Below are 9,611 nucleotides of genomic sequence, written 5' to 3'. Positions count from 1 at the left end.
TACAGTATTCGCGCGCATGACCGGTACCGTTACCGTACTTGCTGTGGAATCTGGTACTTGATTTTATTGGCTTCGGTACCCGTAATTTAAGGGAACCGGTTCCCAAACTACCATCCATCATCCATATGGTTCCTTAACTGGAATTATGGCTGTTCGGTGGTCCTAAATCTATTATACGAGGGGACTGAAAGATTTTAAAATTATTTAGATCAATTAAAAAAGAGCTGTCTGGCAGCTCTTTTTAATAGCTATTTCATTTGGCTCTTTGTAAGAAACTCTAAGACACAATGTTTAAACTTCTCAAAATTACTTAATTTAGTTTGGATAATATAGTAGACTCTGGGGGTATCCACTTCCCAGTAGAGATGCACCAAGCGGTTGCGAAAACGGGCCATATTAGTTAATTCATCAGCAAAACTTTTATTTTTAATTCTGCTGTAAATTCCATATTTTTTCCACATTTTATTCTTATTCTTTCCATACTTGGGATCTAAATTATTAATAACAACCCGGCAGGGTAAAAAAAGGAGGAGAGAGTAAGATGAAAAAAGTGTTAAGTGTGCCATGCAGCAAATCATCTCGCACCAGCGACTGATTAACGTTAACCTGCAGGGCCTGATCACTCTGGCTGACCGCGCCATAGCGATTTTAAGATAAGCAAAATACCACACACCCTGTTTGGGAACAACTAAAAACAAAGATACGGCAAAAACAATTGGCCGTATCTTTGTTTTCAAAAGAAATCAATAGATGCCGAGCTTCCTGTAAATCTTATACTTGTAGGAACCAAGCGCGTGGTTGAGCCTCCTGTTTTCCATCATCATATCAAATTTTAATAATTTATAGGTCAGTTTCTTCTGCATCGAGTTTCTTTCATTTTCCTCGTGGCAGCTGTCAATTAACTTCTGCAGGGAAACGATTTCTTTTTTAAGCTCAAGTTCCTCAGGCAGCACGCCGGCGTTTTTGAGAATGGTATAGCCGGCCCTGAGTTCTTCAGGGATATGGGCCATGTTATCCAGGTCCAGGGGTTTGCCTTTATTGGGGAGATCGTCAAACTCGCCGTTCTCTATGGCTTCGCGGATCTTGCCTTCTGCAATGACAGCAAATAAATCCATCTGACCCACACCCCTGAAAAATAAAAGTGCAAACCTGCTAATACAAATTATAAGTCAGGACGTGGGTGATGTAAACTTCTTCTTACTCGCCGCAGGGATGAATAGTAAATGGCTCCCTGAAGTCGCAGGTCATGTGGGTGACGGCGTGTCCCAATTTACACCACATATCGTCATCTTCGTACCTGTCAAATGTGTCGTAGTGCCTGCAGTCAAAGCAGGGCCACCTGTCCATTCTGATCACCTCAAAAATATAATGTCCGCCGGGCTGAAATTAATACCATGCGTATTGACAACGCCGCTGAATACTGTTAAGATGCAACTAATATTTTTAAAATGACGATGAGAGGGAATAGTAAGCTTCTTTTGCCGGTTTCAGAGAGCCGCCGGTTGGTGCGAGGCGGTACACGCGGCGGGGCGCTGAACTCTCCCTGGAGTAGCCGACCGAAATCTTAGCCGGAGAGTAGGCCCGGACGGAGCTTCCGCCGTTAAAAGGAAGGGGATATCGGATCCAGTCCCGTATCCTTTTAAGGGAACAGCCTTGCGGCTGTTAAGTTGAGTGGTAACGCGGAGTTAACCCTTCGTCTCAAGTGAGGACGAAGGGTTTTAATATTTTTTGCAGAGGGGGTGGTTTGATGGACCCGGACCTTAGCGGCCTTATAAACCCTGCATGGCATAAACGTTTTAAAATAATGAAAGGGGAAATTAAGATTGCGCAGGTTATATGTAATGGACACCACCCTCAGAGATGGCGCAAAATCCCTGGGGATAACCCTGAACCTTGATGAAAAACTGGAGATAGCAAGACAACTGGTGAAGTTGGGCGTGGACATTATCGAAGCTGGTTACCCGTCCTGCTCGGCGGGCGACCGGGACGCGGTGCGGGCAATTGCCGGGGAAATTAGAGGGGCGGTCATTTGCGGCTTCACCAGGGCGGTTGAGCGCGAGATCGACTGCTGCGCCGCCGCGCTGCACGGGGCTGAACAGCCCAGGATCCATACCGGGATTGCCGTATCGCCCGCTTATATGGCAGGGAAATTAAAACTTTTTCCCGCGCAGGTTATGGAAAGGGCGGTTTCGGCAGTAAAGCATGCCAAGAAATATGTGAGTGACGTGGAATTCTACGCGGAGGACGCCTTCTGCAGCGACCCATCCTTTTTGGTGGAAGTCCTCGAAAAAGTAATTGCCGCCGGGGCTACTGTGGTCAATATCCCGGATACGTCCGGTTACGCAGCCCCCTGGGAATGCGGCGATCTGGTCACCCGGCTTATGAATGAGGTAAAGGGTATAGAGAAGGTAATTTTAAGCATCCACTGCCACAACGACCTGGGCATGGCCACCGCCAACACCCTGGCGGCGGTCAAGGCCGGCGCCGGCCAGTTGGAGGCGACTGTCAACGGGATTGGGGAGCGGGCCGGCAACACATCCCTGGAGGAGGCGGTCATGGCGGTTTATACCAGGCGGGCCGCATACAGTGTTGAACTTAAGGTGGACACCAGGAAAATATCAGCTACCAGCAGGATGGTGTCAAAAATAACCGGGGTGCCGGTTGCTGTCCATAAAGCTATTGTCGGCGCCAACGCATTCATCAATGTGCCGGAAGTAAGCCTGGAAGAATCATTAAAGGGGCAAGCCGCTTATGAGATGATCAAACCTGCCGTGGTCGGCGCGTACGGCAACAGGACTGTGTTGAGCGCGGAATGTACAAAACCGGCCCTGAAAAAGGCGCTGGAAGAACTGGGCTATCTGATGGAAGGGGAAAACCTGGAGGAGATTTATCTCAGGTTTTTAGACCTGGCCCGCCATAAAAGTGAAATATTTGACCGGGACCTGCACCTGCTGATGGAAAAGATAAAGGTCGACAGCGGCGCCATCAGTGTTAAAAACATATCTGTCACTACTACCGGTGTCTCAAGGGCCACGGCTACCGTTACCCTGGACCTGGAAGGTGAAACGGCTACTGACGCCGCCTGCGGCAACGGCCCTGTGGACGCTGTCTTTAAGGCGGTGGAGCGGCTGGTGGGAGAACAGGTTTATCTGGAGGACTACTCCCTGCAGTCAGTCAGCCAGGGCCGGGAGTCACTCGGCGACGCCACAGTGAAGGTAAGGTACGGAGAAAACGGCCTGGTAGTGGGCAGAGGCATCAGCGCCGACGTGATCGAAGCAAGCGCCAAAGCTTATGTCAACGCCCTGGCTAAAGTGAGGACAATCAACAGGGGCGGTGACGGACAGGTACAGGAAAGCAATAATTAAAAGCGGCAAGGGGCGTTATCCCCTTTATAGTTAACCTGGAATTTTATATAATTAAGAAAAATTTCCGGGGTGATAGTTTTGGCTGTTGTAGATATTACTGTGGTGCCCATCGGGACCGGCGGCGCCAGCCTGAGCGAGTATGTCGCGGGCTGTGTCCGGGTCTTGCGGGAAGCGGAAGGGATCACCTACCAGCTTACTCCCATGTCCACCATTATTGAAGGGGAACTGGGCCGCGTGTTTGAAGTGGTCCGCCTGATGCACGAGCAGCCTTTCTTAAAGGGCATCGGCAGGGTGGTCACCACTATCCGTATAGATGACCGCCGGGACCGGGAGTTGACCGCGGCCGGCAAGGTGGCGGCGGTCAAAGCAAAGTTGGGCGAATGATGAGGCGCTGTCAAAAATGGATTATTATATTGAACTTTTAAACAGTCTCAAGCGGGGTGTAATTGCCCCGGTCTACCTTTTTTACGGTGAGGAAACTTACCTGCGCGAGCAGGCGGTAGCCCGTTTTAAAGAATATTTTTTCCCCGGCCGCGACCAGGATCTGAACTTCGATCTGATTGACGGAGAAGACGCCGGCCCTGAAGATATTGTGGCCAGGGCGGAAACTTTGCCTTTTTTTGCGGCGAAGAGGCTGGTTGTGGTTAAAAACCCGTCCTTTTTTAAATCCGCCAAAAAAGCTGGAAAAGAAGAAATTGAGGACGGAGAGGAAACAGCAGGGCCGGTGAAAGAAACCGCCCTGCTGGAATATTTTGATAACCCTGCCGGTGCGACCTGCCTGATTTTTACCACCGGCGATCCGGTGGATAAAAGAAAAAGGCTGTTTAAAGCCGTGCAAAAGAACGGCCGGGCAGTTGAGTTCACCTGCCTCAACCGCAGCGACCTCAGCCGCTGGCTGGCGCAAAGGGCCAGGGCGGCAGGCAGGAAGTTCGCCCCCGGTGCGGCGGAGACTTTGCTGGACACGGTGGGGCCTTCACTGCAAAAACTTGCCGCGGAAATGGAAAAGCTGGTTAATTTCACGGCCGGTCAGGAAGTTATCACACCCGCTGAGGTGCGCAAGGTCTGCCCGCCCGGGCTGGAGGAAAGTATTTTTGCTGTGGTGGACGCGGTGGGCAATAAGAAAGCAGGGGAAGCCCTTGCGGCTATAAGGGAATTACTGGCGGCCAAAGAGCCTCCCTTCAGGCTCCTGGCTATGATCATCAGGCAGTTCCGCCTTCTGCTGCAGGTAAAGGATTTGTTAGGCCGCGGCTGTCCCGCCGGGCAAATCCCGGCCAGGCTCAAAATACACCCTTACGTGGCCCGGAAAACATCAGTCCAGTGCAGGAATTTCAGCCGGGAAAGCCTGCTGGAAGCCTTCCAGTTGCTGCTGGAGCTGGACGAGTCGGTGAAAACCGGCAGGCAGGAATTTTACCCGGCGCTGGAGATATTTCTGCTGAAACTCTGCGCCGGATCTTGATTATAATCGGGGACATTGCTCATCCTAAAAGGAATACCTATTATAGAGGAGTGTCCCCGTTCCTTAAAGTTTTCCTTTAATAAAATAGTTCCAGTATAAATGCGGCAAAACGTTCTTATCAAGAAAATACATGCAAGACCGGCGGTGCCTCCCCCAATAATCAATACTTGACAATGTAGATATCCCACTAAATAATCACCTGTTCATCAGATTTATAGATTGGTTATAATTGCCTGGGTCGGCTCATCTATTTTTTCTATTTAGACAGGGAAATACCTTCACGATTCCAATAATTTCAATTTTCATACAATTTTATAGCGAATTTTTCTCCCTTTTAACATAGCCGGGAATTATATATAATGAAACAAGGTTGTGATTATAGCTTTTAATTACATATAATGACGATTGAGTGATGAGATTTTGAGCGAAGACAGTGACCTTTTGTATAACCTGGAAGACCGGCCGCCCTTAAACCGGACCCTGGCCTATGCTGTGCAGTGGCTGGGCTTTACCCTGGCCAACTCCGCTGTGCTGCCGATAGTGGTCGGCAGCGCTTTGGGCCTCGACCAGGCCGGCATTGCCGGCCTGGCCCAGCGCACCTTCTTTTTTCAGGCACTGGCCTCGCTGCTGCAGGTGTGCTTCGGCCACCGCCTGCCGATTATAGAAGGTCCGTCCGGCATGTGGTGGGGCATTTTCATAACCCTGGCGGCCATGGCCCCGGGGCTGGGCAAGCCTCTGAGCCTGCTGCGCACCGATCTGGAGTTTGGCGTGATGGCAGCCGGGCTTATTCTGGTTTTAGTAGGAGCTACCGGCCTAATCGGCAAGACGCTGAAACTTTTTACACCTGCTGTTACAGGCTCCGTGCTGGTACTGCTGGGCCTGCAACTGAGCGGCGCCTTTGTCAAGGGCATGTTCGGGATTGGTTCCAGCGGGGGGAGTATAGATTTAAAATCAGCTATTGTTTCTTTGATCGTGGTAGCCATGGTCGTGGTTATCAACCTTAAGGCCCGGGGCTTCTTTAAGAGCATTGCCATCCTCATAGGCATCGCGGCGGGGTGGGTTATAGCTGTGCTGGCCGGGGTCCCCTCCGGAGAATTCATAACCCAGGACGCTGTTGTCGCGTTTCCGAAGATATTTGCCTGGGGCACGCCGACCTTTGATCCCGGCATAGTGTTTGTTTCAGTCCTGACCGGCCTGCTGGTACTTTCCAACCTGGTCGCCAGCATCCTGGCCATGGAGCGGGTGCTGAAAATTGAGCTGCCCCAAAAATCATATAACAGAGGTGTGATCTTCACCGGCATGGCGGACGTGCTGGCCGGGCTGGGGGCGACAGTGGGCTTTGTGCCGTATTCAGCCGGCGCCGGTATGGTCAGCCTTACCAGGGTCGCCGCCAGGCTGCCTTTTATCATATTTGCCATTGCCCTGATTATACTGGGCCTCCTGCCGCAGGTCGGCGCTTTCCTGGCCTCCATTCCCGAACCGGTGGGCTATTCGGTGCTGCTGGCCTCCTTCTGCCAGATGCTGGGTTTCGGGCTGAAAGATTACACCAGGTTGGAGTTTAACGCCAGGGACTATTTTGTGGTGGGCCTGCCCATCCTTTTCGGGACCGGTGTAATGAACCTGCCGGGCGGCTCTTTCGGGGGCATCCCCGTGTTCGCCCAGTACATCCTGGGGAACGGCTTCATTGCCGGCATGCTGCTGTGCATGCTGCTGGAGCACGTCCTACTGCCCAAGAAATACTTTAGCTAGACATCAAGGGTTGGTACCTAAACATCATACAAAAAGCCACAGCTCTGTGCCAGCTGCGGCTTTATCAGTTTAATTTTTTACCCTGTCAGCTTGTTGAATCTCTTGGTCAGGCGCGATTTTTTACGGGAAGCTGCATTTTTATGTAAAATGCCTTTCGTAACGGCCTTGTCGATAGCCACTACCGCTTTGCGGAGTTTTGTACCGGCGTCTTCCCTGTCGGCCGCCTTCATGGCCTCTTCAAATTTTCTGATGGAAGTCTTTAGAGCCGATTTGATCCTGGCGTTTCTTATGGTCCGCAAGCGGGTAATCTCGACCCGTTTGGCTGCGGATTTGATATTCGGCATGTGTTCTCACCTCCCAACGGCAACAATTTTACCATGTGCAGAAAAAAAATGCAAGTGCCGGCGTATATCCTTTCTTTTTTTGGTAAAAGCTATTTTTAAATTTTAGGAGGAAGGAGGCGAGTTGTCAGATGCAGTGGCTTGGACTGATTATCAGATTCGTTGTTTCGGCGCTTGTATTGATTGTAGTCAGTTGGCTCTCACCAGGCTTCGTAGTGAGCGGGGGGTTTGTCGGGGCCTTAATAGCCGCGGTTGTTATAGCGGTGCTGGGTTATATCGCTGAGGCGCTGCTGGGTGATCGCGTTTCGCCGCAGAGCAGGGGCCTGGTCGGGTTCATAACGGCGGCGGTAGTGATTTACCTGGCTCAGTTTATCATTCCCAATTTGCTCAGTGTCAGCATTGTCGGCGCTTTGATATCTGCTTTTGTTATTGGACTAATTGATGCTTTTGTACCGACTGTTTTGCGCTGACAGTAACCCTCATAAACCCCTCCGCCCAGGCATAAGATTAATGAACGAGCCTGGAAGGGGGGGTTTTATGTACTCCGCTCCCATCAGCCGCTATGGCCGCCGCGGAAAAGTCTGTCCCCGCCGGTTTGGCATAGCCTTGGGCCTAATCGTCCTCACTGTTTTTCTGGTTATCAAAACAGCGCCTGCTTTTCTGGCGCGCCCTTCACTGCCAAACGTACTCAGGGACATTTACTCCAAGATTTTGACAGCCTGCCGGATGGAACCGGAAAAAGCGCTGAAATCCGCTATTCCCATATTGCGCTGGAGCAGTTTTGAAGGAGACAGTGACAGCCCGTCACTGGCGCAGGCTCTTTTATATCTAACCGGGACAGCGGGCAGGGTAAACCTGCTCAGCCCGGCCGCGGTTCTGCAGTCTCAAATACCGCTGCTGACGGCGGTTGACTGGCCAGACGCGATGCCGGCAAGCGGTTCCAGCTATGCCGCCCCTGCCGGAACCACAGCGGTCCCGCCGTCGGAACGCCTGGTTGGTATTTACAATACCCATACCGGGGAAACTTACAGCCTCACCGACGGAGTTGAAAGGCTGGACGGCAGGCGCGGCGGGGTGGTCACAGTGGCGGCGGCCTTCCAGGAAACACTGGAAAAAAACTATAACATTAAAGTTGCCAGGTCGGACCGGGTCCACGACCTGAGCTACAACAGCTCTTACCTTGAGTCGGAAAAGACGGCGCGCCAACTGCTGGCTGACAATCCGAACGCCTGGGCGGTCTTTGATATTCACCGTGATTCAGGCAAAACAAGGGAGCAGAGCGTTGTCAGCATCAACGGCGAGAATGTGGCTCCCATCCTGTTCATAGTTGGGTCCGATGCCCGCCGGTCATTTCCCGCCTGGCGGCAGAACTACGCTTTTGCCAGTGAATTGTCCGGCAGGCTGAATGAAAAGTACCCGGGCCTTTCCCTGGGTGTCCGGGTCAAGGATGGGCTGTACAACCAGTTTCTCCACCCGCACGCGGTCCTGCTGGAAGTGGGCACATCAAAGAACTCTACTGAAGAGGCGGTCCGCTCGGCGCGCCTGCTGGCCGATGTGGTGGCGGGCATGATTAATGGGGAAGAACAGAAAAACTGAAATTTTAGCCGGGAGTCTGGTTAATTCATACTTGCAAACCGGGCGGCAGCTGCGCAAAACAAGGTTTTTTCCAGATTTTGCGTATAAGCCGCCCGGTTTTTTTTCAATAATATTAGTAAATATATTGGAGTGTTATGATGAACTGGACTAAATATAAAATCGTGCTTTTAATCTCTGTTGTAGTGGTTGCGGTTGGGGCTTCCACCGCCGTCTCCCGCTTCAACCACAGGGTTTGCCCCCAGGAGCCTGCCCGTATCCTGGCATTGGCAAATTACGGGCCTGGCGCCTATCAGGTGACTTTTCTGGGTGAGAATATATATCTTCATCTCCCCGTATATACCGCCCCGGCATTCTTTGACTATGAATATTTGGACTCAGGAAGGGAATACCTGGTGAGGAAGTTCGTGATTGTAAGGGATTATGGTGAAAATTTTTTAGACAGTCATTCTGAGGAAATAAATGCCCTTGAAAGAAATGCCTTTAAAGTGAAAAACCTGCTGGAGGAGCTGTTTTACCCGGCTGACGCTTGCTAAACAGAGCTGACGCATGAATCTAAAGATTTATAACTGACAAGGTTTATAAGAGTTGGGGAGAAAAAGTTTTTCGCAAAATAGCACTGGACACCACAAAATAAATATGAGACAATAGTGTGGGAAATTTTAAAAAGGAGCCACACTATGACGATACATGAAGATTGGCCTGAGGAAGTTCTCTTGAACGGACGCATTTTTACAAGGGAAGAACTGGAACACATTAAGGAAGTGATCCGGTTGTTTCCCCGATTGAGTCAAAAGGAATTGGCGCATACGCTATGTGAAACCCTGTCGTGGTATGGACCAAACGGGAAACCAAAGCTGGAATCTTGCCGCGAGTTACTGCGAAAGCTGGAGGCAAAGGAATGGATTCGCCTTCCGGAAAAAAGAAAGGCGACTTCTTCAGGGAAAGAAACAGTCATCATCGGAACTGCTACTGAACCGGAAGAGGAACTAAGAGGGAGTGTGTCGGCGTATGCTCCCATCCAACTAGAGCCGGTACGGGTTCAAAAAGAGATTCGTCTGTGGAATGAATATGTCGAACGTTATCATATGCTCGGATACAGGCGTC

12 protein-coding genes and 1 other annotated feature are annotated in these 9,611 nt (G+C 50.9%); of the genes, 8 read left to right on the top strand and 4 right to left on the bottom strand.

Translation table 11 applies throughout. The features are described 5' to 3' along the window. Positions 1-248: 248 nt before the first annotated feature. The 3 genes from Pmgp_RS20970 to Pmgp_RS19895 form a co-directional block, all read right to left on the bottom strand. Complete coding sequence (locus tag Pmgp_RS20970; protein WP_427910055.1) at positions 249-461, bottom strand: DUF86 domain-containing protein; 213 nt, start codon at positions 459-461, stop codon at positions 249-251. Positions 462-743: 282 nt separating this feature from the next. Beyond that, on the bottom strand, positions 744-1,115 hold the full coding sequence (locus Pmgp_RS18230; protein WP_134215968.1) for a DnaJ family domain-containing protein: 372 nt from the start codon (positions 1,113-1,115) through the stop codon (positions 744-746). 82 nt (positions 1,116-1,197) lie between these two features. Next, on the bottom strand, positions 1,198-1,347 hold the full coding sequence (locus Pmgp_RS19895; RefSeq protein WP_192903019.1) for a hypothetical protein: 150 nt from the start codon (positions 1,345-1,347) through the stop codon (positions 1,198-1,200). A gap of 98 nt (positions 1,348-1,445) precedes the next feature. Then, positions 1,446-1,704 (top strand) — a binding site (T-box leader). 119 nt (positions 1,705-1,823) lie between these two features. Here Pmgp_RS19895 and Pmgp_RS18225 point away from each other — a divergent pair. The 4 genes from Pmgp_RS18225 to Pmgp_RS18210 all read left to right on the top strand — a co-directional run bounded on the left by Pmgp_RS18225 (position 1,824) and on the right by Pmgp_RS18210 (position 6,570). Next, positions 1,824-3,365: a 2-isopropylmalate synthase gene (locus tag Pmgp_RS18225; protein WP_134215966.1), complete on the top strand. Its 1,542-nt coding sequence runs from the start codon at positions 1,824-1,826 to the stop codon at positions 3,363-3,365. A 78-nt stretch (positions 3,366-3,443) separates the two neighbouring features. After that, a complete protein-coding gene (locus Pmgp_RS18220; RefSeq protein WP_134215964.1) occupies positions 3,444-3,749 on the top strand; it encodes an MTH1187 family thiamine-binding protein in 306 nt (101 codons plus the stop codon). 16 nt (positions 3,750-3,765) lie between these two features. Next, positions 3,766-4,821, top strand: a complete 1,056-nt coding sequence (holA, locus tag Pmgp_RS18215; protein WP_134215962.1) for a DNA polymerase III subunit delta — start codon at positions 3,766-3,768, stop codon at positions 4,819-4,821. A 420-nt stretch (positions 4,822-5,241) separates the two neighbouring features. Continuing rightward, a complete protein-coding gene (locus Pmgp_RS18210) occupies positions 5,242-6,570 on the top strand; it encodes a uracil-xanthine permease family protein (protein ID WP_243119951.1) in 1,329 nt (442 codons plus the stop codon). Between the two features lie 77 nt (positions 6,571-6,647). Here Pmgp_RS18210 and rpsT read toward each other — a convergent pair whose 3' ends face one another. Further along, the gene (gene rpsT, locus Pmgp_RS18205) at positions 6,648-6,914 is read right to left on the bottom strand and encodes a 30S ribosomal protein S20 (protein ID WP_134215958.1); all 267 of its coding nucleotides are present in this window, start codon (positions 6,912-6,914) and stop codon (positions 6,648-6,650) included. A gap of 128 nt (positions 6,915-7,042) precedes the next feature. Between rpsT and Pmgp_RS18200 the strand changes: the two genes are divergently transcribed. The 4 genes from Pmgp_RS18200 to Pmgp_RS18185 all read left to right on the top strand — a co-directional run. Next, positions 7,043-7,381, top strand: a complete 339-nt coding sequence (locus tag Pmgp_RS18200; RefSeq protein WP_134215956.1) for a phage holin family protein — start codon at positions 7,043-7,045, stop codon at positions 7,379-7,381. 67 nt (positions 7,382-7,448) lie between these two features. After that, entirely contained in the window at positions 7,449-8,507 is a 1,059-nt protein-coding gene (gene spoIIP, locus Pmgp_RS18195; RefSeq protein WP_192903018.1) for a stage II sporulation protein P, read from the top strand. A 137-nt stretch (positions 8,508-8,644) separates the two neighbouring features. Then, positions 8,645-9,040 (top strand): hypothetical protein, encoded by a 396-nt coding sequence (locus tag Pmgp_RS18190; RefSeq protein WP_134215947.1) that lies wholly within the window; start codon positions 8,645-8,647, stop codon positions 9,038-9,040. Between the two features lie 144 nt (positions 9,041-9,184). Next, the coding region (locus Pmgp_RS18185) for a hypothetical protein (protein ID WP_205078033.1) at positions 9,185-9,611 on the top strand (427 nt) is incomplete at its 3' end.

The sequence above is a fragment of the Pelotomaculum propionicicum genome (genome assembly GCF_004369225.1).
Taxonomy (GTDB): Bacteria; Bacillota; Desulfotomaculia; order Desulfotomaculales; family Pelotomaculaceae; genus Pelotomaculum_B; species Pelotomaculum_B propionicicum.
This window is presented reverse-complemented; position numbering and strand designations above follow the sequence as displayed.

Bases quoted from the DNA above. Each gene is read 5' to 3' on its own strand.
- Pmgp_RS20970 (WP_427910055.1), bottom strand. From the start codon at position 461: ATGTGGAAAAAATATGGAATTTACAGCAGAATTAAAAATAAAAGTTTT.
- Pmgp_RS18230 (WP_134215968.1), bottom strand. From the start codon at position 1,115: ATGGATTTATTTGCTGTCATTGCAGAAGGCAAGATCCGCGAAGCCATA.
- Pmgp_RS19895 (WP_192903019.1), bottom strand. From the start codon at position 1,347: ATGGACAGGTGGCCCTGCTTTGACTGCAGGCACTACGACACATTTGAC.
- holA (WP_134215962.1), top strand. From the start codon at position 3,766: ATGGATTATTATATTGAACTTTTAAACAGTCTCAAGCGGGGTGTAATT.
- rpsT (WP_134215958.1), bottom strand. From the start codon at position 6,914: ATGCCGAATATCAAATCCGCAGCCAAACGGGTCGAGATTACCCGCTTG.
- Pmgp_RS18200 (WP_134215956.1), top strand. From the start codon at position 7,043: ATGCAGTGGCTTGGACTGATTATCAGATTCGTTGTTTCGGCGCTTGTA.
- spoIIP (WP_192903018.1), top strand. From the start codon at position 7,449: ATGTACTCCGCTCCCATCAGCCGCTATGGCCGCCGCGGAAAAGTCTGT.
- Pmgp_RS18190 (WP_134215947.1), top strand. From the start codon at position 8,645: ATGAACTGGACTAAATATAAAATCGTGCTTTTAATCTCTGTTGTAGTG.